Here is a 25945-nt window from a genome sequence, read left to right on the forward strand (position 1 = left end):
GTGCGTATTCGCACGTCCGCGCATCCGTACAGCTGCGTATCCGCGCATCCGCGCATCCGCGCCTGCGCCGACGCGTGGCCCCGCGCGGCTCGTCCTGCCGTTTCCCCGTCGAATCCCCTGATTCCCGGCCGTTTCCGGCACGACGAGACCCCCCGGAGGGCTCACCCATGTCCGTCTTCGCCCGTCTGGTCGAGCACCTCGCCGACCTGCTGACCCCGATCTTCCACGCCTCCGCGGCGGCCGCCGCGATCGTCCTGTTCACCGCGCTGGTACGACTGCTCGTCCACCCGCTCTCCCGCGCCGCCGCCCGCGGCCGGCGCGCCCGTGCCGCGCTCCAGCCCGAGATCGACGCGCTGCGTGCCCGGCACGCCCGGGACCCGGAGCGGCTCCAGCGGGCGGTCATGGAACTGCACGCCCGGGAGAAGGTCTCGCCGCTCTCCGGCTGCCTGCCCGGCCTGCTCCAGTTGCCGGCCTTCTTCCTCCTCTACCACCTCTTCTCCAGCACCACGATCGGCGGCCGGGCCAATTCCCTGCTCGGCCACCGGCTGTTCGCGGCGCCGCTCGGCGGACGCTGGGCCGACGCGCTCGCCGACGGCGGGGTGTTCGGCCCGGCCGGACTGGTCTACCTCGGCCTGTTCGCCCTCGTCGCGGCCGTCGCCACCGCCAACTACCGGCGCGCCCGGCGGACGGTGGCCGCACAGCCCGCCCCGGCCGTCGGCGGCGACCAAGTGCCGGGCCTCGCCGCGGTCACCCGGGTGACCCCGTTCCTGTCCTACTTCACCCTCGTCTCGGTGGCGGTCGTCCCGCTGGCCGCCGCGCTGTACATCGTCACCAGTACGGCGTGGAGCGCGGCGGAGCAGTCCCTGCTGTACCGCTGAGCGGTACCGGCCGTACCGGTTACGGTCCAGTACCTGAACAGGGTCTTGCGGACTGGACGGGGGAATTGGAGGATCGGCCAGTCCTCCGATGGCTGCACCCATCGGCGGGCGCCCGCGAACGAGGGAGATGGTGACCGTGAAGCTGCTGCGAGTCGGTACGGCCGGGGCCGAGCGCCCCGCACTGCTCGACGCCGAGGGGACCCTCCGGGACCTGTCGGGCCTCGTGGACGACATCGACGGCGCGCTCCTCGCCGACGAGGAGGCGCTCGGCCGGATCCGGGCGGCGGCCGAGGGCGGTGGACTGCCCGCGCTGGACGCGGCCGGACTGCGGATCGGCCCGCCGCTCGGCCGCATCGGGAAGGTCGTGTGCATCGGGCTCAACTACTACGACCACGCCCGGGAGACGGGCATGGAGCCGCCCCCCGAGCCGGTCGTCTTCCTCAAGGCGCCGGACACGGTGGTCGGGCCGGACGACACGGTGCTGGTGCCGCGCGGCTCGGTGAAGACGGACTGGGAGGTCGAACTCGCGGTCGTCATCGGCCGTACGGCCCGCTACCTGGACTCGGCACAGGAAGGGCTCGCGCACGTCGCCGGGTACGCCCTCGCGCACGACGTCTCCGAGCGGGAGTACCAGATGGAGCGGGGCGGGACCTGGGACAAGGGCAAGAACTGCGAGACGTTCAACCCGCTGGGCCCGTGGCTGGTGACGGCCGACGAGATCGCCGACCCGCAGGACCTGTCGCTGAAGCTGTGGGTGAACGGCGAGCTGAAGCAGGACGGCACCACGGCCGAGCAGATATTCCCCGTCGGCGAGGTCGTGCGCTACCTCAGCCGGTTCATGACCCTGTACCCCGGCGACGTCATCAACACGGGCACGCCGGCCGGGGTGGCGATGGGAGCGCCCGAGCCGAAGCCGTACCTGCGCGCCGGGGACGTCGTCGAGCTGGAGATCCCGGGGCTCGGCCGGCAGCGGCAGGAGCTGAAGGACGCGTAGCCGCTCCGCGGGAGGGGGTGCCGGGAGTGCCGGTGCCGGGGGCGCAGGGAGCGCCGGGGGCGCCGGGAACACCAGCCGGCACCAGAGCGCCGGGAACCGCGGTGACGCCCGTCGCCCGCCCGTGGTGCCGGGCCGGCCGCACGGTTCGCCGCGCCTTTCGGGCGGACCGGTTCCCCGCGCACCTCGGGCGGACCGGTTCCCCGCGCACCTCGGGCCGGACCGGTTTCCCGCGCACCTCGGGCCGGGCCGGTTCCCCGCGTACCTCGGGCCGGACCGGTTCCCCGCGCACCTCGGGCCGGACCGGTTCCCCGTGTCCTCGGGCGGCCGGGCCGGTTCCCCGTGCTCTCGGGCGGCCGGGCCGGCTAGCCCAGCAGAGCGGCCAGCCGGCGCCATTCCTCCCGGGGCAGGACCTCGCCGGTGTGTGCCGTGACCACCTGGAGGGCCACGTGGTCCGCGCCCGCCTCGTGGAAGGCGGTGACGTGCTCGCGGATCCGGGCCTCGTCGCCCCAGGCGAAGACCGCGTCGATGAGCCGGTCGCTGCCGCCCTCGGCGACGTCCGCCTCCGTGAAGCCCAGCCGCAGGAAGTTGTTGGTGTAGTTGGGCAGCCGCAGGTAGTTGGCCAGGTAGGCGCGGGCCGTCTCGCGGGCGCGGGCCGGGTCGGACTCCAGGACGACCTTCAGCTCGGGGGCCAGCAGCGGCCCCGCGCCCAGGATCTCCCGGGCCCGCTCGGTGTGCTCGGGCGTGGTCAGGTACGGGATCGCGCCGGCCGCGCGGTCCCGGGACAGCTCCAGCATCCGGGGGCCGAGCGCGGCCAGCACCCGCCGCTCGGCGGGCACGCCCGCGCGGTCCAGCTCGTCCAGGTACTCGACCATCGCCGCGTACGGGCGCCGGTAGTCCTTCACCAGCGGGCCGTGGCTCACCCCGAGGCCCAGCGCGAACCGGCCGGGGTGGGCCGTCTCCAGCTCGGCGAAACCGGCCGCCGTGGTGGCGGCGTCCTGCTGCCAGACGCTCTGGATGCTGGTGCCGACGACGACGCTCCGGGTGGCGCCGATGAGCGGGGCCGCGTGGTCCGCGGTGGTGTTGCCGCCGAGCCAGAGCGCGCCGTAGCCCAGCTCCTCCAGCTCGGCCGCGGCCTCGTCCAGTTCGCCGCGCCGGGCCGGGTCCTCGGAGCGCAGCTCGATGCTCCAGACGCCGTACCGGCCGACGCTCTCCTTCAGTGCGGTGGTCATCGGGTGTGATCCCTCCGGTGGTGGACTGAGCCGTGATCGTCAGGTCTTCCGTCCTGCCAACCGGAGGGCGACCCGGGTTGATTCCCGCCGTTCCCTCAGTCGGCCGAACGGCCGAGGAACTCCTCCAGCGCCGCCACCACGAACCGGTGGTCCTCGATCTGGGGCAGGCCGGAGACGGTCACCGCGCCGATCACACCGGCGCCCTCCACCGTGACCGGGAAGGAGCCGCCGTGCGCCGCGTAGGCGTCCGGGTCGAGGCGGGAGGAGTCCTCGAAGGTGGTGCCCTTGGCGCGGAAGCGGGCCCCGACCAGGTAGGAGGGGGCGCCGTAGCGCTCCACCACCCGGCGCTTGCGGAGGATCCAGGCGTCGTTGTCCGGGGCGGAGCCCGGCAGGGCGGCGTGGAACAGCTGCTGGCCGGCGCGGTGGATGTCGATGGCGACCGGCGCCCCGCGCTCCCGGGCCCGCTCGACCAGGAGGCAGCCGAGGGCCCAGGCGTCCTCGTGGGTGAACCGCCGGAAGACCAGGCGCCGCTGCTGCTCCTCCAGTTCCTCGACGGTCGGGGTGTTCTCGGGCATCAGAGGGTCACCGTCACCTTGTCGCGGGCGGACCGGCGGGCCGCTTCCAGCACATCGAGCGCGGCGGCGGCCTCCAGGGCGGTCACCGGGTTGGGACCGGTGCCGCGCAGGGCGCCGGCCACGGCCGCGTAGTAGGCCGGGTAGTCGCCCGGCAGGGTCGGTACGGGGGTGCCGCCGCCGGTCAGCGGGGACTCCCCCGAGCCGATGCGGCCCCACAGGGACTCGTCCTCGGCGCCCCAGCCGGCGCCGGTGCCGGGCCGGCCGCCCTCGCGCAGGGCCGCCTCCTGGGGGTCCAGGCCGTACTTGACGTAGCCCGCGCGGGAGCCCAGCACCCGGAAGCGGGGGCCGAGCTGGGCGGCCGTCGCGGAGACGTAGAGGTGGGAGCGGACGCCGCTCGCGTGGGTGAGCGCGAGGAAGGTGTCGTCGTCGGCCTCGGCGCCGGGGCGGCGGATGTCCGTCTCGGCGTAGACCTCGGTGACCGGGCCGAAGAGGACCAGGGCCTGGTCGACGACGTGGCTGCCGAGGTCGTAGAGCAGACCTCCGATCTCTGCGGGGTCGCCGGACTCGCGCCAGCCGCCCTTGGGCTGGGGGCGCCAGCGCTCGAAGCGGGACTCGAAGCGCCAGGCGTCGCCGAGCGTGCCGTCCGCCAGCAGCTTGCGCAGGGTCAGGAAGTCGTTGTCCCAGCGGCGGTTCTGGAAGACCGACAGCAGCAGACCGCGTTCCTCGGCGAGGGCGGCGAGCTGCCGGGCCTCGGCCGCGGTGCCGGCGACCGGCTTGTCCACGACCACCGGCAGGCCCGCCCGCAGGGCGGCGGTGGCCAGCGGCACGTGCGTCTTGTTCGGGGAGGCCACGACGACGAGGTCCAGCTCGTCCGCCCGGTCGAACAGCTCCTCGGCGGTGGCGGCGAGCCGGACGTCCGGGAACTCGGCGCGGGCCTGCCGCTGCCGCTCCGGGTTCGAGGTGACCACGGTGTCCAGGGCGAGGCCCTCGGTGGCGGCGATCAGCGGGGCGTGGAAGACGGAGCCGGCGAGGCCGTAGCCGATCAGGCCGACGCGGAGGGGGGTACCAGTCATGCCTCCCACTTTGGCAACGCTGTTGCGAAAGTGCAAGCGGAGGGGAGAATGGGAGGCGTGAAAAGCAGTGGTGGGCCGGTGGGGGCCAATCTGGGCGTGGTGCGCAGCCACAACACGGCGCTGGTGCTGGGGCTGCTGCGGGACGCGGGGGCCGAGGGCGTCAGCCGGCTGGAGCTGGCCGAGCGCACCGGGCTGACCCCGCAGGCCGTCAGCAAGATCACCGCGCGGCTGCGGGAGGAGGGGTTCGCGGCGGAGGCCGGACGGCGGGCGTCGACCGGGGGCAAGCCGCGCACCGTACTGCGGCTGGTGCCGGAGGCGGGGCATGCCGTCGGGGTGCATCTGGACCGCGACGAACTGCGCGCGGTGCTCGTCGATCTGGACGGTGCCGTGGTGGCGGAGCGGCGCGGGGAGCTGGACCTCGGGGCGGGGGCGGAGGCCGTGCTGGGGGCGGTGTGCGCGGCGGTCCGCGACGTGGCCGGGGAACGGCTCGGCGAGGCCCCTGGCGGGCGCGGTCCGCTGGTCGGGGTGGGGGTGGCGCTGCCCGGTCCGCTGGACCACGCGCGCGGGGTGCTGCACCGGGTCACCGGGTTTCCCGAGTGGGACGGCTTTCCGCTGCGGGACGCGCTCGCGCGGCGGCTGGGGATGCCGGTCGTGGTGGACAAGGACACCAACGCGGCGGCGCTCGGGCTGGCGGTCGGGGGCGCGCAGGAGGCGGCGGGCCGCTCCTTCGCGTACCTGCACCTCGGTACGGGGCTCGGGGCCGGGCTGGTGATCGACGGCGGCGTGCACCGCGGGGCGCGGACCGGGGCGGGGGAGTTCGGCCACCAGGTGCTCCAGCTGGACGGGCCGCCGTGCGAGTGCGGCAACCGGGGCTGCGTGGAGGCGCTGTGCCTCGGCGCGGCGGCGCGCGGCGAGATCGCGGAGGCGGCGCGGGTGCTGGGCGTGGCGGCCGGGAACCTGGTCGGGCTGCTGGACATCGACGGGGTGCTGCTCGGGGGACGTACGGTCGCCGGGGCGCCGGACGTGTACGTGCGGGGTGTCGCCGAGGTACTGGCGGCCCGGGCCCGGCGCGAGGGAGCGGCCGGCGAGGTACCGGTACGGCTCGCTCCACGGACCGAGCGCCTGGTGGCCGAGGGCGCGGCCCAGCTGCTGCTGGCACCGCTGTTCGGGCGGGGGGATGCGTGAGGGGAGCCCGCCGAGGCGGCCCGAAGCCACGGCCGACGGCGGGGCAACTCCCCGGGGTGCGGGTAAATGCGTGCCTGGCGACGGCGCGCTCGCGGTCGGCAAGTCGACCGGTGGCCTCACGGCGCTGTCGGCCACGCCGTCCCGCATTGCGCCGACGGTGGGGCAACTCCCCGGGGGCGCGGGAAGCCGCGCGCCGGCCACGACGCGCTCGCGGTCGGCAAGACGGCCGGTGGCCTCACGCCGCTGCCGGCGGCACGGCCGGTGACCCCCGTTGTCCGCCGGCCGGGGGGACTTGGTCCAGGCACCGGCATGGCGGCGCCGTACCCCCCGCCCCGCCCGGCAGGGTCATGTGTTCATGCGATGGTGCACGTCCCCGCCCCTCTTGCTCACCGCGACCGCGACCGCGACTACGGCCGCAGCCGCAGCCGCAGCCGCCGCCACCACCGTCGTCCTCGCGGCATCGCCGGCCACCTCCGCCACCCCTGCCACCCCCGCCACCCCGTCCTGCGCCGCCGCCGATGCCCGCACGTTTCCGCTGGCCGCCCGTATCCGTGGCGGGCCCGCGTCCTATGAGGCCGGCGGCAGGCCCCGTACCTGGTACATCGACCTCACCAACACCACCGACCGGACCTGCGCCGGCGTCCACCCGGTCGTGGTCCTGGTCGGCGAGAAGCGCGCGCTGCGGCCGGACCGGCTCCACCTGGACTTCTACGACGGCCCGCGCGTCCGCCCCGTCACCTTCGAGGCCACCGGCGCGCGGGAACTGGTCGGCGTCCTGGACGGCACCGGCTTCGCCGGGTTCACCGTGCCGCCCGGCCGGACCGTCGGCGTCCGGGTCCGGCTCTCGCTCGGCCCCGGCGCCGTGACGGACCGGGTCACCGTGAACGCCGCCGTCGTGCAGCGGCGGGGCGAGGACGGCGACTGGGTCGGGGAGTCCGGCGCCTACCGCTTCTCCGTCACCGAGGACGATGGGGAAGCCGCCGGGAGGCACCGACCGTGGAAGGAGCAGGACGCCGGACCCGTGCGGGAGGCCCAGGCCGCGCACCCGCCCGGCACCCCCACCCCGGCCCCCCGGGCCGGTCAGCCGGCCGCCGCCGGGCCCGAGTCCGCCCGCACCCCGCTCACGACCGCCCTCGCCCCCGTGCTCGCCCTCCTCACCCTGCTCGCCGCCGCCACCGGCACCTTCCTCCTGCTGCGCCGCCGCCGCTGACCGGGCCGTCCCGCTCCCGCGCCCCCGCCCCCGGCCCCCGGTCCCCGTCTGCGACGATCCCTCCCGTGGACTACCCCAACGACCAGGCCCCCGGCGCCCCCGTCCGCGCCGGCATCCCCGAACACGGGCGCATCCCCAAGTACTACGCGGTGAAGGCACGGATCGCCGCGCTGCTGGACGAGCTGGGGGAGGGCGGCGTCATCCCCACCGAACGGGATCTCGCCGAGCGGTACGACGTGGCCCGCGAGACCGTCCGGCAGGCCGTACGGGAACTGGTGCTGGAGGGACGCCTGCGGCGCCGGGGCCGCGGCACCGTCGTCGCCGGGCCCAAGCTGGCCCAGCCGCTGTCCCTCGCCAGTTACACCGAGGGCGTACGCCGGCAGGGGCGCACCCCGGGCCGTACCCTCGTCACCCTCGACCGGTTCCCGTGCCCGGCGCCGCTCGCCGCCGAGACCGGGCTCGGCCCCGGCGAACCCGTCTGGCACCTGGAGCGCGTGCTGCTCGCCGACGACGAACGGGTCGGCCTGGAGAGCACGTACGTCGCCGTCGCCCGGGTGCCCCGGCTGGACGCCGAGTTCGACCCGGATTCCTCTTTCTACGGCTATCTGGCCGCCCAGGGCATCTCCTTCGGCGACGCCGACGAGCGGATCGAGACCGTCCTGGCCACGCCCCGCGAGGCCCTCCTCATCGGCACCCCGCCCGCCCTGCCCATGCTGCTGATCCACCGGATCTCCCGGGACACCGGGGGCCGCCCGCTGGAGCGGGTGCGGTCGCTGTACCGCGGCGACCGGTTCTCGTTCACCGCCCACCTCCGGGGCTGAACCGCACCCGCCGCCCCGCCCGCTCCGCACATAACAGAAAGATAACGGGTCTAGCCCAAACGTGATGGCTCGTTCACGCTCTCGTTGTCAGCCGGATGTCTCCGGTTCCCGAACCCCGAGGAGCGTTGCCGCCGTGAGAGTCACAGTCGTCGGAGCCGGCGTGGTGGGCACCATGCACGCCTGGCAAGCAGTGGAGCGCGGCCACCAGGTCGTCCAGATCGAGCGGGAAGCCGAGGCGCGCGGCGCCTCCCTGCGCAACTTCGGGCAGATCTGGGTCAGCGGGCGCGCCGGTGGAGCAGAGCTGGAGGCCGCCCTGCGGGCGCGGGAACTGTGGGAGGGGATCGGCGGCCGGGTGCCGGCGCTGGGCTTCCGCCCCAACGGCTCCCTCACCCCGGTCCGCGGCCCGCTCGAACTCGCCGTCGCCGAGGCGGCCGTGGCCCGCGCGGACGCCGCCGCCCGCGGCTACAGGCTGCTCACCCCGGGCGAGGCCCGCGCCCTCAACCCCGCCCTGCGCGGGGACTTCACCGCCGCCCTGTACTGCGAGCGGGACGCGGCCGTGGAGCCCCGTACCGCCCAGCTCGCCCTGCGCGCGGAGCTGCTGAAGTCCCCGGAATACACCTTCCTGCCCGGCCGGGAGGTGCGCGAGGTGACCGGCGCCGGCACCGTCCGCGACGACCACGGGGACACCCACCACGCCGACGCCGTCGTGCTGTGCACCGGCGCCTGGCTCGGCGGGCTCGTCCGCGAACTGGCCGGCCCGGACCTCCCGGTGCGCCGCGTCCGCCTCCAGATGATGCAGACCGAGCCGCTCGGCGAGCCGCTGACCACCTCCGTCGCCGACGCCGACAGCTTCCGCTACTACCCGGCGTACGCCTCGAAGGCGCTGGACGAGCTGAACGCCCGGCAGCCGCAGCCCGAGACCGCCGCCGCGCACAGGATGCAGCTGCTCATGGTGCAGCGCGCCGACGGCGGCCTGACCATCGGCGACACCCACGAGTACGAGCACCCCTTCGCCTTCGACACCGTCGAGGAGCCCTACGAGCACCTCACCGGCGTCGTGGAGTCCCTCCTCGGCCGGCCGCTGCCGCGCGTGCGGCACCGCTGGGCGGGCGTGTACGCGCAGTGCACCGACCCCGCCGAGGTGGTCCACCGCCAGCAGGTGCACGAGGGGGTGTGGCTGGTCACCGGGCCCGGCGGGCGCGGCATGACCTGCGCCCCCGCGATAGCCGAGACCACCGCGAACGAACTGGGCTGGTGAGCACCCCATGACACCCGACACCCCGAACACCCCGGCCGGCCCCGGCATCCGCCTCGTCGTCCTCGACATGGCCGGCACCACCGTCGCCGACGGCGGACTGGTCGAGCGCGCCTTCGCCGCCGCCGCCACCGAGCTGGGCGTCGAGCCCGGCTCCGCCGAGCACGCCGAGCACCTGGCCTACGTCCGCGCCACCATGGGCGAGTCCAAGATCTCCGTCTTCCGTCACCTCTTCGGCGACGAGGACCGCGCCCGGCGCGCCAACACCGCCTTCGAGAAGGCGTACGGCGACCTGGTCGACCAGGGCCTGATCGCGCCGGTCCCCGGGGCCCGCGAGGCCATCGAGGAACTGACCGCGGGCGGCCGGACCGTCGTCCTCACCACCGGCTTCGCCCGGGTCACCCAGGACGCCGTCCTGGACGCCCTCGGCTGGCGCGGCCTGGTGCCGCTCACCCTGTGCCCGGCCGACGCCGGCGGGCGCGGGCGGCCGTACCCGGACATGGTGCTGGAGGCGTTCGTCCGCACCAAGGCGGCCGACGACGTACGGCAGATAGCGGTGGCCGGCGACACGTCGTACGACGTGCTCAGCGGCGTACGCGCCGGGGCCGGGCTGGTCGCCGGCGTGCGCACCGGCGCGCACGGTGACGCCGAGTTCGCCGCCGCCGGTGCCACCCATGTCCTCGACTCCGTCGCCGGCCTGCCCGGCCTGCTCGCCGGAGACCGCTGACATGGGCATCCGCTTCGACTCCGTCACGGTCGCCTACGACGGCAACGTCGTCCTCGACTCCCTCGACCTGACCGTCGAGCCCGGCGAGGTCATGGCGCTCCTCGGGCCGTCCGGATCCGGCAAGACCACCGCGCTGCGTGCGGTCGCCGGGTTCGTGCGGCCCGCGTCCGGGCGGGTGTACCTCGGCGGCGAGGACGTGACGGACCTCCCGCCGTACCGGCGCGGCATCGGCATGGTCGTGCAGAGCTACGCCCTCTTCCCGCACCTGCGGGTCGACGAGAACGTGGCCTTCGGACTCAAGGCCCGCAGAACTCCCAGGGGCGAGATCCGGCAGCGGGTCGCCGAGGCGCTGGAGCTGACCGGCATGGCCGGCTACGCCCGCCGCCACCCGCGCGAGCTGTCCGGCGGGCAGCAACAGCGCGTCGCGATCGCCCGCGCCCTCGCCATCCGGCCCCGCGTGCTGCTCCTGGACGAGCCGCTGTCCGCGCTGGACGCCCGGCTGCGCTCCGGCATGCTCGCCGAACTCGCCCGGCTGCACCGCGAGCTGCCCGACGTGTCGATGCTGTACGTCACCCACGACCAGGTCGAGGCGCTGACCCTGGCCGACCGGATCGCGGTGATGGAGTCGGCCCGGCTGCGGTCGTGCGGCACGCCGCGGGAGCTGTACCGGGCGCCCGCCGACGCGTTCACCGCGTCCTTCGTGGGCGGCGCGAACCTGGTCCCGGTGACCGTGACGGCCGGCGGCGTGTCCCTCGCGGGCACGGAGCTGAAGCTCGGCACCGCCGGGGCCGCGGTGGGCGCCCGCGCCACGCTCTGCGTACGGCCGCACCTGGTCGGGCTGGGCGAGGGACCCAACCGGCTCACCGGCACCGTACGGGAGATCCAGTGGCGGGGCGCCACCCACCGGCTCTACGTCGAGGTCGACGGGCACACGGTGATGGCGGACGTACGGGAACTGAAGGCTCCGCCGGCCCTCGGTGACCCGGTCGACCTGCACTTCGCACCCGACGACGGGGTGCTGCTGCCCGCGGGAGTGGCCGGCGATGACCACTGACAGCGCGCTGCGCGCCGTACCCGCCCGCCCCGCCGAGCGGAAGGGCTCCCCGCGACGGTGGGCGCCCCACCTGTGGGCGCTCCCCCCGGTCGCCCTGCTCGCCCTGTTCTTCCTCTACCCCCTCGCCCTCGTCGTCCGCCAGTCCCTGCGGCCCGACACCGGGGGCACCTCCCTCCAGGCGTACGCCGACGTCTTCGCCTCCGAGGCGTTCCGGCACGCGCTGTGGACCACCGTGTGGCTGGCGCCGGCCGCCACCGCCGGCTGTCTGGTCCTCGGGTTCCTGCTGGGGCTGGTCATCGCGTTCGTGCCGTTCCCCGGCGCGAAGGCGGTGGCCCGGTTCATCGACGTGTACCTGTCCTTCCCGTCCTTCCTGATCACGCTGGCGCTGCTGTTCATCTACGGCAGCACGGGCATCGTCGGCTCCTTCCAGTTCCTCACCACGCCCTGGGGCGTGCTGCTGGCGGAGGTCACCTACTTCACGCCGTTCGTGATGCGCCCGCTGCTCGCCGCGTTCGCGCAGCTCGACACCGCCCAGCTGGAGGCGGCCAGTTCGCTGGGCGCGCGGGCGCCCCGCATCGTCCGGCAGGTGATCCTGCCCGAGGCGCTGCCCGCGCTCGCGGCCGGCGGCAGCCTCGTCCTGGTGCTGTGCCTGAACGAGTTCGGGATCGTGCTGTTCACCGGCGCGAAGGGGGTCACCACGCTGCCGATGCTCGTCTACGGCAAGGCGATCCTGGAGTCCGACTACCCGGGCGCCTGCGCGGTCGCCGTCGTCAACGTCCTGATCTCCGTGGGCCTGTACGGCCTGTACCGGGTGGTGAGCCGTCGTGCTGGTGCATAGCCGCAAGGCCAGGTGGGCCGTGTGGGCGGTGTTCCTCGCGCTGTTCCTGCCGCTGTTCGCGCTGCCCCTGCTGGTCATCCTGGGCGCCTCCGTCGCCACCCACTGGTCCGGCGCCCTGCCCTCCGGGCCCACCCTGGACCACTACCGCACCGCCACCCGGGGCGAGGCCCTCCAGGCGCTCACCACCAGCCTGGTCACGGCCGTCGCCGCCAGCCTGCTCGCGCTGACCGCCGGCACCTGGGCCGCGCTCGCCGGGGCCGCCCTGAAGAGGCGCCACCGCCGGGTACTGGACGCCCTGTTCGTGCTGCCGGTCGCCGTGCCCTCGGTGGTGGTGGGCCTCGCGGTGCTGGTGGCGTTCTCCCAGCCGCCGCTGCTGCTCAACGGCACCCGGTGGATCGTGATCACCGCCCACACCGTGCTGGTCACCGCCTTCGCCCACCAGTCGGTGTCGGCGGCCCTGACCCGCCTGGACCCGGCCTGCGAACAGGCCGCCGCCTCCCTCGGCGCCCGGCCCGCGTACATCCTGTTCCGGGTGCGGCTGCCGCTGCTGCTGCCCTCGCTGACCGCCGCCGCCGGACTGTGCTTCGCCCTGTCCATGGGCGAGCTGAGCGCCACGATGATGCTCTACCCGCCCGACTGGACCCCGCTGCCCGTGCTGGTCCACGCGTCCACCGACCGGGGCGCCCTGTTCACCGGGTCCGCCGTCGCCGTCGTCCTGATGGCCGCGACCCTGCTCGTCCTGTTCGCCGTCTCCCGGGTCCGCACCCGGGCGTCGTACCGCTGAATCCCCCCGCACAATCCCCGCACTTCACGCCAGGAGTCCGCCCCGCCATGCCCAGAAACCGCGTCCCGCTCGCCGTGGCCCTCGCCCTCCTCGCCGCACCCGCGCTGTCCGCCTGCGGCTCCTCCGCCGCCTCGGACGCCAAGGTCGTCACCGTCTACAGCGCCGACGGCCTCAAGGGCGAGAACGGCGACGGCTGGTACGACCAGGTGTTCGAGGACTTCGAGAAGCAGACCGGCATCAAGGTGAGGTACGTCGAGGGCGGCTCCGGCGAGATGGTGCAGCGCGCCGTCCGCGAGCGGAGCAACCCGCAGGCCGACGTGCTGGTCACCCTGCCGCCGTTCATCCAGCAGGCCGCCGGCAAGGGCCTGCTGCAGAAGTACAGCCCGGCCGGCGCCGACCAGGTCGGCGGCGCCGACAAGGCCGCCGACGGTACCTGGACCTCCGTCGTCAACAACTACTTCGGGTTCGTCTACGACAAGAAGGAGCTGAAGCAGCCCCCGAAGACCTGGGACGAACTCCTCGGCTCCCGCTACAGGAACAAGATCCAGTACTCCACCCCGGGCGTCGCCGGCGACGGAACGGCCGTGCTGATCAAGGCGATGCACGACTTCGGCGGCAAGGATCAGGCCCTCGCCTACCTGAAGAAGCTCCAGGCCAACAACGTCGGCCCGTCCGCCTCCACCGGCAAGCTCGCCCCCAAGGTGGACAAGGGCGAACTCCTCGTCGCCAACGGCGATGTGCAGATGAACCACGCCCAGACCAAGACCATGCCGAACCTCGGCATCTGGTTCCCGGCCGGCACCGACGGCAAGCCCACCACCTTCGCCCTGCCGTACGCGGCCGGCCTGGTCACCAAGGCCCCGCACAGCGCCAACGGCAAGAAGCTGCTCGACTTCCTGCTCGCCCGCAAGCAGCAGGAGGAGGTCAGCGCGATCGGCGGCGGCTTCACCGCCCGCCAGGACGTCAAGGCCACCGACGCCAACGCCGTGGCGCTGACCCGGCTGATGGACGGCGTGGAGGTCTTCGAACCCGACTGGAACGACATCGAGAAGAACCTCGGCGCCTACGTCGAGGACTGGAAGTCCGCGACCGGCAGCTGATTCCTCCGGGGCGGGGCCGTGGACGGCCCCGCCCCGCGAGACCCCACGCCCCTGGCACCACCGGGGGCGTCGCCATGCCCGTACGCACGTCCGCCCCTCTTCCTCCGGAGGAACCCGTGCCCCACCTCTCCCGCCGCTCCCTCCTCCTGTCCGCCGCCGCCGTGGCCGTCTCCGCCGGGCCGCCGGCGACCGTCGCCCGGGCCGCGGCCCGTACCCCGAAGGTGCTCGTCATCGGCCTGGACGGCGCCCTGCTCAGCCGGATCAAGGACGCCGCCGCGCCGAACCTGGACGCCCTGACGGCGGCCGGACTCACCGCGCCCAGCAGCATCTACGCCAACCCGCTCGCCCCCACCCTCTCCGGGCCCGGCTGGTCGACGATCCTCACCGGTGTCTGGCCCGACAAGCACAACGTGAAGGACAACGCTTTCACCGGCGCCCGGTTCACCCAGTACCCGGACTTCCTCACCCGCGCCGAGACCGCCAAGCCCGCCCTGTCCACGTACGCCGTCGCCTCCTGGACGCCCCTCACCGACACGGTGTTCTCCGCGAAGGTCGACACCCGGGTCTCCACCCCGAGCGCCGAGTACGACACCGGCACCACCTCCCGCGCGGTCGCGCAGCTCCGGGACGCGAACCCCGACGCGGTCTTCGTCCACCTGGACAACATCGACCACGCCGGCCACACCTACGGCGCCGCCTCCCAGCAGTACCTGGACGCCGTCGCGGGCGCCGACGCGCAGGTCGGGCAGATCGTGGCCGCCGTCAAGGCCCGGCCGACGTACGCCGCCGAGGACTGGCTGATCATGGTCACCGCCGATCACGGCCACACCGACGCGGGCGGCCACGGCGGCTCCACCCTCCAGGAGCGGCAGACCTTCCTCATCGCCACCGGGTCGGCGCTCGCGCCGGGTTCGGTGCGCCACGACGTGAAGATGCCGGACGTCGCCGCCTCCGCCCTCGCCCACCTCGGCATCCCCCTCGACCCCGCGTGGGGACTGGACGGCCGGCCCGTGCAGCAGCCCGTCCCGGACGACTTCGACGCCCTGCGCGGCGCGCTGGCGACCCGCGTGGACGAGACCGGTATCCCGGCGGGCACCGTGGGCTTCACCCACACCCCGCCGCCCGGCTGGTCCGTCGACAACTCCGCGATGGGCGGCGGCGGGGTCACCGAGTGGCGCGGCTGGACCTTCACCACCGACGAGTTCTGGACCCAGGCCCAGCGCGACCAGAACCGCGAGGGCAACATCCGCGCCCGGAACGTCTTCGCGGTCGCCGACGGCGACGAGTGGACCGACAAGAGCTACACCGGCACCTTCGACTCCACCCTCGTCAGCCCCGCCCACCCGGTCACCGGCGGCGGCACGGCCGTGCTGACGTACACCACCTACTACCGGCACGAGTCCCCGCAGCGGGGCGAGGTCCTCGTCTCCTACGACGGCGGCACTCCGGTGAGCGTGCGGACGTACACCGCCGACGTGCCCTCGCGCACCGAGACGGTCACCCTCCAGGTGCCGGCGGGCGCCACCAGTGCCCGGGTCCGGTTCCGTTACACCGGCGGCAACAACTGGTACTGGGTGATCGACGGGGTCCGGATCGACGGGTCCTGACTAGGCTGGGGGCGTCGGTACGCCGTGGTTCCGGCGCCCCCCGTTTTCCGTTCGCACGTACGCCAGGAGACGCAGCACATGGCAGACCGCAAGCCCATCGAGTCGTGGCTCACCGACATGGACGGCGTCCTGATCCACGAGGGCGTGCCCATCCCCGGCGCCGACGCCTTCCTGAAGAAGCTGCGCGAGTCCGGCCGGCCGTTCCTGGTGCTCACCAACAACTCCATCTACACCGCCCGCGACCTGCACGCCCGGCTGCGCCGGATGGGCCTGGACGTGCCGGTGGAGAACATCTGGACGTCGGCGCTGGCCACCGCCCAGTTCCTGAACGACCAGCGGCCCGGCGGCAGTGCCTACGTCATCGGCGAGGCCGGCCTGACCACCGCCCTGCACGACATCGGCTACATCCTCACCGACCACGAGCCCGACTTCGTGATCCTCGGCGAGACCCGCACCTACTCCTTCGAGGCGCTGACCAAGGCCGTCCGGCTGATCAACGACGGTGCCCGGTTCATCGCCACGAACCCCGACAACGTCGGCCCCTCCACCGAGGGCGACCTGCCCGCCACCGGCTCGGTCGCCGCGCTGATCACCGCCGCCACCGGCAAGAAGCCGTACTTCGTCGGCAAGCCCAACCCGCTGATGATGCGGGCCGGGCTGAACGCGGTCGGCGCGCACTCCGAGACCTCGGCGATGATCGGGGACCGCATGGACACCGACGTCCTCGCGGGCCTGGAGGCCGGGATGCGCACCTTCCTGGTGATGACCGGCGTCACCCAGCCCGCCGACATCGACCGCTACCCGTTCCGCCCCTCCGAGGTCGTCGACTCCATCGCGGACCTGGTCGACCTGATCTGACCCGAAACCCGGTATCACCCGTCCGGAGCAACCGGACGCCTCCCGAGGATGCGGAGGCGCCCGGTGCGGGGGAGCCTCCAGATAACTGGAGGTTCACGATGGGCTCACTACGCCTCACTGTCCGTACCGCAATCCTCGCCGCCGCGGTCGTCGCGGCCGCCCCCGCGGCCCGCGCGGCGGACGGCGGCGGCTCGGTCGCCGTGACTCCCGCCTCCCCGGCGCCCGGCGCCGACCTCACCGTGCGCACCGAGGGCTGCGCGGGCGAGCAGGGCACCGCGGCCTCGGCCGCCTTCGTCTCCGACGCCCGGCTGACCGGCGGCCAGGGCACCCTGACCGGCGACACCCGGGTCCGCTCCGGTCTGGAGCCGGGCGCCTACGCCGTGAAGGTCGTCTGCGGCGAGCGGGTGATCACCGGCAGCCTGACCGTCGGCGGCCCGGACGGCGCCCGGTCCGCCGCGCCCGTCGCCCCGGTCACCGCCGCCGCCTCCCCCGTCGCCCCGGTCGCCGCGGGCGGCGGCGGCACCGCGCACTTCGCCACGGTCGCCACCAGCGGCTCCGGCCCCGACACCGGCCAGGCGGTGACCGGCCTGGCGCTGGCCGGCCTCGCCGCGCTCGCCGTGGGGCTGCGCGCCCGCCGCGCCCGCTCCACCCGCTGACCTCCCGTGTCCGACGAGCAGGGGCGCGGCGCCGGCACCGGGCGGCTGGTCACCGTCCTGGCCTGGGCGCTGCTGCTGTGCGGACTGTGGCTGTGGGGCCGCGAGGTGAGCGACGGGACGCGGAGCACGGACGGCACCGCCACGGGGGACGTCTTCGCCGCGGGCCGGACCGGCGACCCCGCCCGGCTGCCCGGCGCGGCCCGGCCACTGGCCGGCGCGGTGCCGCAGCGCGTCGACATCCCCGCCCTCGGCGTGCAGGCCCCGGTGGTGACCCGCGGCCTCGACGCGCGTGGCGCGGTCGACCCGCCGCCCTACGACCAGCCGGGCGTGGTCGGCTGGTACGGCGCCGGTCCGCGGCCCGGTGCCGCCGGGGCGGCCCTGTTCGTGGGCCACGTCGACACCACGACCCGGCCGGCGGTCTTCTACCGGCTCAGCACCCTCAGGCCGGGCCACACCGTCCGGGTCTTCCGCGCGGACGGCAAGGTCGCCGAGTTCACCGTCGACGACGTGCGGGTGCTGCCCCGAGCCGGTTTCGACGCCCACCAGGCCTACGGTCCCCGCCGGCCCGGCCGCGCCGAGCTGCGCCTGATCACCTGCGGGGGTTCGTTCGACCGGGCGAGCGGCAGCTACACGGCGAACGTGGTCGTCTCGTCGTACCTGACGGGGGTGTCCGGCTGAGCGGTCAGGAGGTGGCCGTGGGGGTGTGGGCCAGGCGGGTGCGCAGGTTGCCGAAGTGGTCCCTTATGGCGCGCTCGGCCCGCAGGGAGTCCCCGGAGCGCACCGCGTCCAGGATCTCCCGGTGCTGGCGGCAGGTGACCCGGGGGTCCTGCGGCGTTGCCGCCAGGTCGCGCCGCACCCGGTGGAAGGCGTCCCAGAACGCCTCCAGCACCTCGCCGAGCAGCACGTTGTCCAGGCCCCGGTACAGCGTGGCGTGGAAGGCGCGGTCGGTCCCGGCGAGGCCGGTGCCCTCGGCGGCCTCCCGTTCCATCCGGTCCACGAGCGCGTCCAGCTCGGCCAGGTCCGCCTCCGGGAGCCGCCCCGCCAGCCGGGACACCAGCCCCGTCTCCACGGCCTCGCGCAGCTCCAGCAGCTGGAGCAGCGAGTCCTCGCCCCGGTAGTGGCCGGCCACGGTCCGGAAGGCCAGCCCCTCGATCATCGGCGCGAACGACATCGAGCCGACATACGTCCCGAAGCCGTGCCGGATCTCCACGATGCCCATCGCCTGGAGCGCCTTCAGGGCCTCCCGCACCGAGTTCCGGCTCGCCCCCAGCAGCCGCATCAGCTCCGGCTCGGTGGGCAGCGGGGCACCCGAGGGCAGCCGCCGGTCCACGATCAGCTTCTTGATCCGCTCCTGAAGGTCCCGGGCTGCCATGGCCAGAGCGTAACCGGCCGTTCGGCCCCCGGGCAGACGGAAAGCCCCCCGCCTGAGCGAGGGGCTTTCCGGGTGAGCTGGGGCGCGGGCACGTTTCGGGACCCGGCCACCGCGGCAAGGGGCTGTGGGTGGCGGAGCCCCCACCGCGCGCGGCGAAGCCGCGCAACAACAGAGATGGCGAGCTGTATCCGCGCGTTTTGCGGATACAGCTCGCCATCGTCATCGTGCGCCGCCAGGGACTCGAACCCCGGACCCGCTGATTAAGAGTCAGCTGCTCTAACCAACTGAGCTAGCGGCGCCTGCTGACGGAGAAAACTCTACCTGAAGCCCAGGGGTGCTCCGGACCGCTTTCCGGTGGCCCGTACCCGGCCCGTACGCCGCTCGGCGGGTCCCTGTACATCATTCGGACCGTCAGAATGCGCGATCCCAAGGCGGTTGGGAAACTGATCAACGTGCGCACTCGCGGACACATCACCACGAATGTGAGGCAGATCGCATGACCGCTCCGATGTTCGAGGAAGTCGACCCCGCGAGCGACTGCCTCTGTCCCGGCTGCCGTCTCTCCCGGCACGCCTCCTCACGCCCGCACCCCGGCCGCACCCGCCCGGCGGCCCGCGCCGCCGTGGCCGTGGCCGCCGTCGCCGCCGCCCTCGGCGCGCTTCCTCCGGCCGTCGCCGTCGCCGCTCCCGGCCGGTCCCCGCACCGCGAGGCACGGCCCGCCGAGGGCGAGCCCGCCACCCCGCAGGGCCCCAGGGGCCCGCTGTACGGCAGACCGGAGGGCCCGGAGAAGGCGCCCGCCGATCTGGTCCCGGCCACCACCCGGACCGACATCATCAAGCGGGCCAAGACCTGGGTGGACGCCAAGGTGCCGTACAGCATGACCGCCTTCTGGTCCGACGGCTACCGGCAGGACTGCTCGGGCTACGTCTCCATGGCCTGGGGCCTGCCGGAGAACGAGTGGACCGGCAGCCTCGGCCAGTTCGGCGTGAAGATCACCAAGGGGGAGCTGCAACCCGGGGACATCCTGCTGTTCCACAACCCCGACAACCCGGAGAAGGGCTCCCACGTAGTGATCTTCGGCGGCTGGACCGACCACACGCAGACGTACTACACGGCCTACGAACAGACACCCCCGCACGCCCGCCGCCAGGCCACCCCCTACGCCTACTGGAGCAACTCCTCCAAGTACGTCCCCTACCGCTACAAGGGCCTGCCCCAGGGCGCGGCCGGCGCCCGGGCGGCGGGGGCCGCGAGGCCGGCGGTGCCCTATCCCGGCCGGGCCTCCTTCCGGCCCGGCGCGGTCAACGACCACGTCACCCTGCTCGGCGCCCGGCTGGTGCGGAAGGGGTACGGCCGCTTCTACGCCCAGGGCCCGGGCCCGCACTGGGGCGAGGCGGACCGCAGGGCCGTCGAGGCGTTCCAGCGCGCCCAGGGCTGGCGGGGCGGCGCCGCGGACGGCTTCCCGGGGCCGGAGACCTGGCGCCGCCTGTTCGCCTAGCGCCGCCTGTCCGCCCCAGCCTCTTCTGGGCTCCCTGTTCCTCCGGACCGCCGGCCGGCCCGGGCACGTTCTCGTCCACACCCCTGTTCATGACGCGTCTGGCGCGGAGGCTGGAGCACGCATGAGTACGACCACATCCCACACACCACCCGAGTCCGAGGGGCAGTCGGACGGTACCGCCGGCGGTACCGGTGTCCGGCCGGCCCGGCTGATCCAGAACGAGGCCACCACCGAGATCCCCGTCCACCTCCTCTTCCGGGACGGTCCCGATCCGGTGCGGGTGCCGCTCGCGCCGGCGGTGGTGGCCCGCCGGCAGGGCACCGGCGAGCAGCCCCGGCCCGGTCGCCCGGCGCCGGTGCGCCGGCGCCCGCTGCCGGAGGTCGACCCGGACCTGGCGGAGCGCCCGGCGCGGGTGCTGCCCGGGGCGGCCGGGCTGCTCGCGGGGGCCTGCGGGCTCACCGGCGCGCTGGCCACCACCTGGTGGGCGGGGCTGCTGACGCCGCCGGCGGCCCGGGCGTTCGGGCTGCCGGGGGACCCGGGTACCGGTCTCGGCCTGGCCCACTGGGCCGCGTACGCCGGGGCCGGGCTGCTGGGCGCGGCCGGGTTCGGCGGGCTGGCCCGGGGGCGGACCGGGCGGGCCTGGGTGCTGGGGCTGTTCGGCCGGTACCGGGGGACGGTCCGGCGCACGGGGCTGCTGTGGGTGAATCCGCTGCTGCCGCGCCGCCGGGTGGACGTGCGGCTGCGGCACTGGCGCAGCGAGGCGATGCCGGCGGTGGATCCGGACGGGATGGCGCTGCGGGTGGTGGTGCTGGTGGTGTGGCGGGTGCGGGACACCGCGCGGGCGCTGCTCGGCATCGACGACCACGAGTCGTATCTGCGCGAGTGCGTGGAGGCGGCGCTGGCCCGGGTGCCGGTGGAGCCGGCGGGCGGGGTGCGGGGCGGGACGACGGCGGCCGGGGACGCGCTGACCCGGCTGGTGGCGGAGGAGACCGCGCCGGTGGGGCTGGAGGTGTTCTCGGTGCAGCCGGTCCGGGTGGAGTACGCCCCCGAGGTGGCCGCCGCGGTGAACCGGCGCCGGATCGCCGCGCTGGACGCCCGGCAGCGGGCCGGTCTGCTCGGCTCGGTGGTGGACTCGGTGGAGGACACGGTGACCCGGCTGACCACGCGCGGTCTGGTCGAACTGGACGACTACGACCGCAAGGTGCTGGTACGGGACCTGACCGTGGCGTTCTGCGCGGGGCGGGCGGAGCCGGTGTAGCGGCTGGACGAACACGTCGCCGATTGGTATGGACATGTTCAACTGACGGCAATAATCTGAGACTTGGTCTAGACCTACCTGCACAGCTCACCGAACTCCCAGAACACCCCACGTTCCCCAGGAGCGGCAGCATGCGCACCAAGACCAAGTTGTCCGCGGTCGTACTGGGCGCGGTGACCGCCGGAGCGTTCGCGCTCTCCACCGGCGGTGCCAGCGGCCACGGCTACACCGACCTCCCCATCAGCAGGCAGAAGCTCTGTCAGAACGGCACCGTGACCAACTGCGGCCAGATCCAGTGGGAGCCGCAGAGCGTCGAGGGCCCCAAGGGCTTCCCGGCCGGCGGACCCGCCGACGGCCAGATCTGCAATGCCGGGCTGGGCCAGTTCTCCCAGCTCAGCGCGCCGAAGACGCCGTCGGGCGCGGCCTGGCCCACCACGAAGGTGACGGGCGGCCAGTCGTACACCTTCCGCTGGCAGTTCACCGCCAGGCACGCCACGACGGACTTCAAGTACTACATCACCAAGCCGGGCTGGAACCAGAGCCACAACCTCGCCCGCTCGGACCTCAACCTCACGCCGTTCCTGACGGTGCCCTACGGCGGCCAGCAGCCGCCGTCCACGCTCAGCCACAGCGGCACCCTGCCGTCCGGCCTGAGCGGGCACCACGTCATCGTCTCGGTGTGGACGATCGCCGACACGGGCAACGCGTTCTACGCCTGCTCCGACGTCACCTTCTGAGTACGCACGAAGGTCCCCCTCGCCTCGGCGAGGGGGACCTTCACAGGTGCGCCGCCAGGGACTCGAACCCCGGACCCGCTGATTAAGAGTCAGCTGCTCTAACCAACTGAGCTAGCGGCGCATGACTCCCGCCTGCCTCGGGTTCTTGCCTCCCGCGGCCGGCGACGAAGAAAATACTACCTGCTCCGCAGGGGTGCTCGTGACCACCCGGGCGGGCCTAGATCGCCAGCGAGAGCAGCACCGGCGCCGCGTTGCGGTTCAGGGCGTCCGCGGCCCGCTTGAGCCGGTGGGCGTCGCGCACCGGAAGCGACAGGGCCAGGCAGCCGACGGTGGAGCCCGCGGTGACCGGCACGGCGGCGCAGACCGTGCCGACCGCGTACTCCTGGAGGTCGAGCACCGGCGCCGACGGCGGCTGGGACTCCAGCCGGGACAGCAGCAGCTTGTCGCTGGTGATGGTGCGCGAGGTGAGCCGGGCCATCCGGTGCCGGGCGAGGTGGTCGCGGCGGGCGTTCGGGTCCAGCTGGGTCAGCAGGCTCTTGCCGACGGCCGTGGCGTGCGCGGAGTAGCGGAAGTCCACCCACTCGTTGACCGCCGGGGTGGCCGGCCCGGCGGCGTACTGGGTGACCCGGACCTCGCCGTCCACGTACCGGCTGAGGTAGACGGCCGCGCCGACCGCGTCGCGCAGCCGGTCCAGGTTCTGCTGGAGCCGGTCGCGCAGGGCCCGCTCCCGGTCGTGCGCCGAGCCGAGCCGGCGCAGGGTCTCACCGGTGATGTACGCGCCCTCGGTGATCTCCTGGACGTAGCCCTCGCGGCGCAGCATCCGCAGCAGGCCGGTGAGGCGCCCGGGGACCAGGCCGGTGCGGCGGGCCAGCTCGGCGGCGGTGACGCCGGCGGGGTGCCGGGACACGGTCTCCAGCACGCGCAGGGCTTCCTGGGCGCAGTGGTACGGGGCGGTCGGCTCGAAACTCATGGGTCCCCCTCGGCCGCGATCCGGGTCGGCGGATCGTGTCCACGATAGCCGCGCCGGGTCCCCGGGGAAGAGGTGTCGGCGAGATGACGCCCGCCGGCTGCCCGCTCCCACCGGTGCGGAGATCCTCTGGCATATGCCAGAGGCATTTCCCGGGGGCTGTGTCCCGCCCGTGGCCGCCCGCCGCCCCGCCGCTCACAGGACCGCGCTGATGAACTCCCGGGTCCGCTCCCGCTCCGGGTCGCCGAAGATCTTCTCCGGCGGCCCGGCCTCGATGACCCGGCCCCCGTCGAACATCAGCACCTGGTCGGAGATGTCCCGGGCGAACCCCATCTCGTGCGTCACGCACAGCATCGTGATGTCGGTGCTGTGCGCGATGTCCCGCAGCAGGTCGAGGACGCCCGCCACCAGCTCCGGGTCGAGCGCGGAGGTCACCTCGTCCAGCAGCAGCACCTGCGGCCGCATCGCCAGCGCCCGGGCGATGGCCACCCGCTGCTGCTGCCCGCCGGACAGCCGGGTCGGCCTCACGTCGCACTTGTCGGCCAGGCCCACCAGGTCCAGCAGCTCCCGCGCCCGCGCCTCCGCCTCGTCCTTCGACAGCCCCAGCACCCGCACCGGCGCCTCGGTGATGTTGCGCAGCACCGACATGTTGGGGAACAGGTTGAACTGCTGGAACACCATCCCGATCTTCTTGCGGACCTCCCGGACCTGCTTCTCCGGCGCCGGGAACAGCCGCTGTCCGGCCACCGTGATCGTGCCCTCGTCCGGCTCGGCGAGGGTCATCAGCAGTCTGAGGATCGTGGTCTTGCCGGAACCCGAGGGCCCGATCAGGGTGACGTGCCGGCCCGCGTCCACGGACAGGTCCAGCCCGTCCAGCACGGTGTTCTCCCCGAACCGCTTGGTCACCCCCTCGATGCGGATCAGCTCGGTCGGCCGGGTGCCGGTCACGGCCGGCTGCTTGCTGGTCTCAACGGACAAGGCGACGCTCCAGGGTGCGCAGAAGAAGGGAGGCCAGGTACGACACGACGACGAAGGCGATCCCGATCACCGTCAGCGGTTCGGTGAACTGGAAGTGCTGCTGGGAGACGAGCCGCGCCCGGCCCAGCATCTCCAGCACGCCGATGGTCATCAGCATCGGCGTGTCCTTCAGCATCGCGATGACGTAGTTGCCGAGCGGCGGCACCACCCGGCGCACCGCCTGCGGCAGCACCACCGCCGTCCAGGTGCGCCGCACCGGCAGGCTCAGCGCCGTCGCGGCCTCCCACTGACCCGCCGGCACCGCCTCGATGCCGGCCCGGTAGACCTGCATCGTGTACGTCGAGTAGTGCAGCCCGAGCCCGAGGACCCCGGTGGTCAGCGGGGACAGCGTCACCCCCGCCTCGGGCAGCACGTAGAACAGGAAGAACAGCTGCACCAGCAGCGGGGTGTCCCGCACGAACTCCGTGACGACGCCCACCGGCCAGCGCACCCACCGGGTCGGCGCCCGCATCAGCAGCGTCCACACCAGACCCAGCCCGAACGAGATCAGCGACCCCAGGGCCAGCGCCTCCAGCGTGACCACCAGGCCCTTGCCGAAGTACGGCAGGAAGTCGGCGACCGCTCCCCAGTCCCAGGTCATCGGGCCACCTCCGCCTTGAGCCGGCGCTCCAGGCCGCGCATCCCGCGGGTGAGCAGGAACGCGATCACGAAATAGATGAGCAGCAGGTACCCGTAGATCTGGGCGCTCTGCTGGAGGGCGAGCCGGACCAGGTTGCCGCTGAACGCCAGGTCGCCCATGCCCGTGATGGACACCAGCGCGGTGCCCTTGAGCAGTTCGATCAGCAGGTTGGAGAAGGAGGGGATCATCTCCGGCACCGCCTGCGGCAGCAGGATCAGCCGCAGCCGCTGCCAGGGCGTGAAGCCGAGCGCGATCCCGCCCTCGCGCTGCGCCGGGTCCACCGCCGCCAGCGCGCCGCGCACGATCTCGGCGCCGTACGCGCCGTAGGTCAGCCCCAGCGCGAGCGTGCCCGCCCACATCGGCACGAGCTGCCAGCCGAAGGCGACCGGCAGCACGAAGAACACCCAGAAGATCATCACCAGCGCCGACGTGCCGCGGAACACCTCGGTGTACAGGCCCGCGACGAAGCGCACCAGCCGGGAGCGGTGGGTGCGCGCGGCCCCGGCGACGAAGGACACCACGGCGGCCAGCAGCGCGCTGTACACCAGCAACTGGAGGGTGACGCCGGCCCCTTGGAGGATGATCTTCCACAGCCCCGCGGTCATCGGCGGCACAGCTCCTTCGCGGTCAGGGTGGTCATCTCCGCCTCGGTGAAGCCGAAGGGCCGCACGATCCGGTACAGCTCCCCGGCGCGGCGCAGCTTGTGCAGCTCGGCGTTGAAGGCGTCCCGCAGCCGGGTCTCGGCCGGCCGGAACGCGAACGCGCCGCCGTCCGCCTTGGGTTTGCCGTCCACGAGCGCGACGAACGGCTTGGTCGACTCGGCCTTGGCGGAGCCCCGCGCGACCATCCGCGCGGTGACGGCCGTGGCCGCGAACAGGTCGACCCGCCCGGACTCCACCGCGTTCAGCCCGGCCACCTGGTCCGGGACGATGACCAGCTCGTTCTCCTTGAAGCCCGCCTCCACGGCGTGCTGGATCTGCGCGTACCCGGTCCCGGTGGCGATCTTCGCGTGCCGGCGCAGCGCGTCCGCGTAGGTGCGCAGCCCCAGCGGATTGCCCTTGCGGACGATGAACGCGTCCGGCATCTGGTAGTCGGGGTCCGCGAAGATGACCTGCTCGCAGCGGTCCGGGGTGACGTACATCCCGGCGGCCACCACGTCGAACTGCTGGGCGTTCAGCCCCGGGATCAGCGAGCCGAACTCGGTCGGCACCGGCTGCACCCGGTCCACACCGAGCCGCTCGAAGATCACCCGGGCCAGCTCGGGCGCCTCCCCGGTGAGCTTCCCGTCCCGGTCGATGTACCCGAAGGGCACCTCACCGGCGATCCCGAGCCGTACGACCCCCTGGGCGCGCAGCCGCTCCAGCAGATCGCCGCCGTCCTCGCCGGACGCCGACGCCACCCGCGTGCAGCCCGCCGCGCCCAGCGCGCCGAACGCCGCGAGGCCCGCCAGCACGGAACGCCGGGTGTGTCTGCGTCCCGACCGTATGGTGTGTGCGTCGTTCCCTCGTGGTGCAGCCATGGCGGCGCGGCTACCCAGACGCCCCCGGGCTATGCGCCCCGGTTCCGCCGGCCGGACGATTCGTCACCGTCTCGCCCTGACCAGGCGATGTGC

Annotated in this window: 27 protein-coding genes and 2 tRNA genes; 18 read left to right on the forward strand and 11 right to left on the reverse strand. The window is 74.0% G+C overall.

Features of this window, described 5'->3' with window-relative positions; translation table 11 throughout:
• The first annotated feature begins 167 nt into the window (after nucleotides 1-167).
• Entirely contained in the window at nucleotides 168-878 is a 711-nt protein-coding gene (yidC, locus tag AB0E62_RS05495) for a membrane protein insertase YidC (RefSeq protein ID WP_362188439.1), read from the forward strand.
• Nucleotides 879-1014: 136 nt separating this feature from the next.
• The gene (locus tag AB0E62_RS05500) at nucleotides 1015-1872 is read left to right on the forward strand and encodes a fumarylacetoacetate hydrolase family protein (RefSeq protein ID WP_362188442.1); all 858 of its coding nucleotides are present in this window, start codon (nucleotides 1015-1017) and stop codon (nucleotides 1870-1872) included.
• Between the two features lie 362 nt (nucleotides 1873-2234).
• On the opposite strand, the gene AB0E62_RS05505 is transcribed toward AB0E62_RS05500, so the two are convergent.
• The 3 genes from AB0E62_RS05505 to AB0E62_RS05515 form a co-directional block, all read right to left on the reverse strand.
• Nucleotides 2235-3101 (reverse strand): LLM class F420-dependent oxidoreductase, encoded by an 867-nt coding sequence (locus AB0E62_RS05505; protein WP_362188445.1) that lies wholly within the window; start codon nucleotides 3099-3101, stop codon nucleotides 2235-2237.
• Between the two features lie 95 nt (nucleotides 3102-3196).
• Nucleotides 3197-3676, reverse strand: a complete 480-nt coding sequence (locus AB0E62_RS05510) for a heme-degrading domain-containing protein (RefSeq protein WP_362188448.1) — start codon at nucleotides 3674-3676, stop codon at nucleotides 3197-3199.
• The gene (locus AB0E62_RS05515) at nucleotides 3676-4749 is read right to left on the reverse strand and encodes a Gfo/Idh/MocA family oxidoreductase (RefSeq protein WP_362188451.1); all 1074 of its coding nucleotides are present in this window, start codon (nucleotides 4747-4749) and stop codon (nucleotides 3676-3678) included. The genes AB0E62_RS05510 and AB0E62_RS05515 overlap by 1 nt, the downstream gene beginning before the upstream one ends.
• A 48-nt stretch (nucleotides 4750-4797) precedes the next feature.
• On the opposite strand from AB0E62_RS05515, the gene AB0E62_RS05520 reads away from it, so the two are divergent.
• From AB0E62_RS05520 to AB0E62_RS05580, 13 genes are all read left to right on the forward strand, one after another.
• Nucleotides 4798-5934: an ROK family transcriptional regulator gene (locus AB0E62_RS05520; RefSeq protein WP_362188454.1), complete on the forward strand. Its 1137-nt coding sequence runs from the start codon at nucleotides 4798-4800 to the stop codon at nucleotides 5932-5934.
• A gap of 355 nt (nucleotides 5935-6289) precedes the next feature.
• Complete coding sequence (locus AB0E62_RS05525) at nucleotides 6290-7144, forward strand: hypothetical protein (protein ID WP_362188457.1); 855 nt, start codon at nucleotides 6290-6292, stop codon at nucleotides 7142-7144.
• A gap of 65 nt (nucleotides 7145-7209) precedes the next feature.
• Nucleotides 7210-7965 carry a GntR family transcriptional regulator gene (locus tag AB0E62_RS05530; protein ID WP_362188459.1) on the forward strand — a complete coding sequence of 252 codons (756 nt, stop codon included), beginning with the start codon at nucleotides 7210-7212 and terminating at the stop codon, nucleotides 7963-7965.
• 133 nt (nucleotides 7966-8098) lie between these two features.
• Nucleotides 8099-9223, forward strand: a complete 1125-nt coding sequence (locus tag AB0E62_RS05535) for a TIGR03364 family FAD-dependent oxidoreductase (protein WP_362188462.1) — start codon at nucleotides 8099-8101, stop codon at nucleotides 9221-9223.
• A 7-nt stretch (nucleotides 9224-9230) separates the two neighbouring features.
• Nucleotides 9231-9947 carry a phosphonatase-like hydrolase gene (locus AB0E62_RS05540; RefSeq protein WP_362188465.1) on the forward strand — a complete coding sequence of 239 codons (717 nt, stop codon included), beginning with the start codon at nucleotides 9231-9233 and terminating at the stop codon, nucleotides 9945-9947.
• A 1-nt stretch (nucleotide 9948) separates the two neighbouring features.
• Nucleotides 9949-11001: an ABC transporter ATP-binding protein gene (locus AB0E62_RS05545; RefSeq protein WP_362189159.1), complete on the forward strand. Its 1053-nt coding sequence runs from the start codon at nucleotides 9949-9951 to the stop codon at nucleotides 10999-11001.
• The gene (locus AB0E62_RS05550) at nucleotides 10991-11839 is read left to right on the forward strand and encodes a 2-aminoethylphosphonate ABC transporter permease subunit (protein ID WP_362188468.1); all 849 of its coding nucleotides are present in this window, start codon (nucleotides 10991-10993) and stop codon (nucleotides 11837-11839) included. Before AB0E62_RS05545 ends, AB0E62_RS05550 begins: the two co-directional genes overlap by 11 nt.
• The gene (locus AB0E62_RS05555; protein ID WP_362188471.1) at nucleotides 11826-12623 is read left to right on the forward strand and encodes an ABC transporter permease subunit; all 798 of its coding nucleotides are present in this window, start codon (nucleotides 11826-11828) and stop codon (nucleotides 12621-12623) included. Before AB0E62_RS05550 ends, AB0E62_RS05555 begins: the two co-directional genes overlap by 14 nt.
• Before the next feature lie 47 nt (nucleotides 12624-12670).
• Nucleotides 12671-13723, forward strand: a complete 1053-nt coding sequence (locus tag AB0E62_RS05560; RefSeq protein WP_362188474.1) for a 2-aminoethylphosphonate ABC transporter substrate-binding protein — start codon at nucleotides 12671-12673, stop codon at nucleotides 13721-13723.
• Between the two features lie 74 nt (nucleotides 13724-13797).
• Nucleotides 13798-15330, forward strand: coding sequence for an alkaline phosphatase family protein (locus AB0E62_RS05565; protein WP_362188477.1), 1533 nt, complete (start codon nucleotides 13798-13800; stop codon nucleotides 15328-15330).
• A 78-nt stretch (nucleotides 15331-15408) separates the two neighbouring features.
• Complete coding sequence (locus AB0E62_RS05570) at nucleotides 15409-16188, forward strand: HAD-IIA family hydrolase (RefSeq protein WP_362188480.1); 780 nt, start codon at nucleotides 15409-15411, stop codon at nucleotides 16186-16188.
• Nucleotides 16189-16286: 98 nt separating this feature from the next.
• Nucleotides 16287-16844 carry a hypothetical protein gene (locus AB0E62_RS05575; RefSeq protein WP_362188483.1) on the forward strand — a complete coding sequence of 186 codons (558 nt, stop codon included), beginning with the start codon at nucleotides 16287-16289 and terminating at the stop codon, nucleotides 16842-16844.
• Between the two features lie 6 nt (nucleotides 16845-16850).
• Entirely contained in the window at nucleotides 16851-17522 is a 672-nt protein-coding gene (locus AB0E62_RS05580) for a class F sortase (protein WP_362188485.1), read from the forward strand.
• Between the two features lie 4 nt (nucleotides 17523-17526).
• Here AB0E62_RS05580 and AB0E62_RS05585 read toward each other — a convergent pair whose 3' ends face one another.
• A complete protein-coding gene (locus AB0E62_RS05585) occupies nucleotides 17527-18216 on the reverse strand; it encodes a FadR/GntR family transcriptional regulator (protein ID WP_362188488.1) in 690 nt (229 codons plus the stop codon).
• 225 nt (nucleotides 18217-18441) lie between these two features.
• A tRNA-Lys gene (locus AB0E62_RS05590) sits at nucleotides 18442-18515 on the reverse strand.
• A gap of 197 nt (nucleotides 18516-18712) precedes the next feature.
• Between AB0E62_RS05590 and AB0E62_RS05595 the strand changes: the two genes are divergently transcribed.
• The 3 genes from AB0E62_RS05595 to AB0E62_RS05605 all read left to right on the forward strand — a co-directional run bounded on the left by AB0E62_RS05595 (nucleotide 18713) and on the right by AB0E62_RS05605 (nucleotide 21709).
• A complete protein-coding gene (locus tag AB0E62_RS05595) occupies nucleotides 18713-19714 on the forward strand; it encodes a peptidoglycan-binding protein (RefSeq protein WP_362188491.1) in 1002 nt (333 codons plus the stop codon).
• A 121-nt stretch (nucleotides 19715-19835) separates the two neighbouring features.
• Nucleotides 19836-20972 carry an SPFH domain-containing protein gene (locus AB0E62_RS05600; RefSeq protein WP_362188494.1) on the forward strand — a complete coding sequence of 379 codons (1137 nt, stop codon included), beginning with the start codon at nucleotides 19836-19838 and terminating at the stop codon, nucleotides 20970-20972.
• Nucleotides 20973-21103: 131 nt separating this feature from the next.
• A complete protein-coding gene (locus AB0E62_RS05605; protein WP_362188497.1) occupies nucleotides 21104-21709 on the forward strand; it encodes a lytic polysaccharide monooxygenase in 606 nt (201 codons plus the stop codon).
• Nucleotides 21710-21756: 47 nt separating this feature from the next.
• Here AB0E62_RS05605 and AB0E62_RS05610 read toward each other — a convergent pair.
• From AB0E62_RS05610 to ehuB, 6 genes are all read right to left on the reverse strand, one after another.
• Nucleotides 21757-21830: transfer RNA gene (locus AB0E62_RS05610), tRNA-Lys, on the reverse strand.
• 96 nt (nucleotides 21831-21926) lie between these two features.
• The gene (locus AB0E62_RS05615; RefSeq protein ID WP_362188500.1) at nucleotides 21927-22679 is read right to left on the reverse strand and encodes an IclR family transcriptional regulator C-terminal domain-containing protein; all 753 of its coding nucleotides are present in this window, start codon (nucleotides 22677-22679) and stop codon (nucleotides 21927-21929) included.
• A 192-nt stretch (nucleotides 22680-22871) separates the two neighbouring features.
• Nucleotides 22872-23654, reverse strand: a complete 783-nt coding sequence (gene ehuA, locus AB0E62_RS05620; RefSeq protein WP_362188503.1) for an ectoine/hydroxyectoine ABC transporter ATP-binding protein EhuA — start codon at nucleotides 23652-23654, stop codon at nucleotides 22872-22874.
• The gene (gene ehuD, locus AB0E62_RS05625; RefSeq protein WP_362188506.1) at nucleotides 23644-24294 is read right to left on the reverse strand and encodes an ectoine/hydroxyectoine ABC transporter permease subunit EhuD; all 651 of its coding nucleotides are present in this window, start codon (nucleotides 24292-24294) and stop codon (nucleotides 23644-23646) included. Before ehuD ends, ehuA begins: the two co-directional genes overlap by 11 nt.
• The gene (gene ehuC, locus AB0E62_RS05630) at nucleotides 24291-24938 is read right to left on the reverse strand and encodes an ectoine/hydroxyectoine ABC transporter permease subunit EhuC (protein WP_362188509.1); all 648 of its coding nucleotides are present in this window, start codon (nucleotides 24936-24938) and stop codon (nucleotides 24291-24293) included. The genes ehuD and ehuC overlap by 4 nt, the downstream gene beginning before the upstream one ends.
• Entirely contained in the window at nucleotides 24935-25786 is an 852-nt protein-coding gene (gene ehuB, locus AB0E62_RS05635; RefSeq protein ID WP_362188512.1) for an ectoine/hydroxyectoine ABC transporter substrate-binding protein EhuB, read from the reverse strand. The genes ehuC and ehuB overlap by 4 nt, the downstream gene beginning before the upstream one ends.
• Nucleotides 25787-25945 lie beyond the last annotated feature (159 nt).

This window comes from Streptomyces sp. NPDC038707 (assembly GCF_040636485.1).
Classification (GTDB): Bacteria; Actinomycetota; Actinomycetes; order Streptomycetales; family Streptomycetaceae; genus Streptomyces.

Coding starts and splice junctions, on each gene's coding strand:
- yidC (WP_362188439.1), top strand. CDS start 168: ATGTCCGTCTTCGCCCGTCTGGTCGAGCACCTCGCCGACCTGCTGACC.
- AB0E62_RS05505 (WP_362188445.1), bottom strand. CDS start 3,101: ATGACCACCGCACTGAAGGAGAGCGTCGGCCGGTACGGCGTCTGGAGC.
- AB0E62_RS05510 (WP_362188448.1), bottom strand. CDS start 3,676: ATGCCCGAGAACACCCCGACCGTCGAGGAACTGGAGGAGCAGCAGCGG.
- AB0E62_RS05515 (WP_362188451.1), bottom strand. CDS start 4,749: ATGACTGGTACCCCCCTCCGCGTCGGCCTGATCGGCTACGGCCTCGCC.
- AB0E62_RS05520 (WP_362188454.1), top strand. CDS start 4,798: ATGGGAGGCGTGAAAAGCAGTGGTGGGCCGGTGGGGGCCAATCTGGGC.
- AB0E62_RS05525 (WP_362188457.1), top strand. CDS start 6,290: ATGCGATGGTGCACGTCCCCGCCCCTCTTGCTCACCGCGACCGCGACC.
- AB0E62_RS05540 (WP_362188465.1), top strand. CDS start 9,231: ATGACACCCGACACCCCGAACACCCCGGCCGGCCCCGGCATCCGCCTC.
- AB0E62_RS05545 (WP_362189159.1), top strand. CDS start 9,949: ATGGGCATCCGCTTCGACTCCGTCACGGTCGCCTACGACGGCAACGTC.
- AB0E62_RS05550 (WP_362188468.1), top strand. CDS start 10,991: ATGACCACTGACAGCGCGCTGCGCGCCGTACCCGCCCGCCCCGCCGAG.
- AB0E62_RS05560 (WP_362188474.1), top strand. CDS start 12,671: ATGCCCAGAAACCGCGTCCCGCTCGCCGTGGCCCTCGCCCTCCTCGCC.
- AB0E62_RS05565 (WP_362188477.1), top strand. CDS start 13,798: ATGCCCGTACGCACGTCCGCCCCTCTTCCTCCGGAGGAACCCGTGCCC.
- AB0E62_RS05570 (WP_362188480.1), top strand. CDS start 15,409: ATGGCAGACCGCAAGCCCATCGAGTCGTGGCTCACCGACATGGACGGC.
- AB0E62_RS05575 (WP_362188483.1), top strand. CDS start 16,287: ATGGGCTCACTACGCCTCACTGTCCGTACCGCAATCCTCGCCGCCGCG.
- AB0E62_RS05585 (WP_362188488.1), bottom strand. CDS start 18,216: ATGGCAGCCCGGGACCTTCAGGAGCGGATCAAGAAGCTGATCGTGGAC.
- AB0E62_RS05595 (WP_362188491.1), top strand. CDS start 18,713: ATGACCGCTCCGATGTTCGAGGAAGTCGACCCCGCGAGCGACTGCCTC.
- AB0E62_RS05600 (WP_362188494.1), top strand. CDS start 19,836: ATGAGTACGACCACATCCCACACACCACCCGAGTCCGAGGGGCAGTCG.
- AB0E62_RS05605 (WP_362188497.1), top strand. CDS start 21,104: ATGCGCACCAAGACCAAGTTGTCCGCGGTCGTACTGGGCGCGGTGACC.
- AB0E62_RS05615 (WP_362188500.1), bottom strand. CDS start 22,679: ATGAGTTTCGAGCCGACCGCCCCGTACCACTGCGCCCAGGAAGCCCTG.
- ehuD (WP_362188506.1), bottom strand. CDS start 24,294: ATGACCTGGGACTGGGGAGCGGTCGCCGACTTCCTGCCGTACTTCGGC.
- ehuC (WP_362188509.1), bottom strand. CDS start 24,938: ATGACCGCGGGGCTGTGGAAGATCATCCTCCAAGGGGCCGGCGTCACC.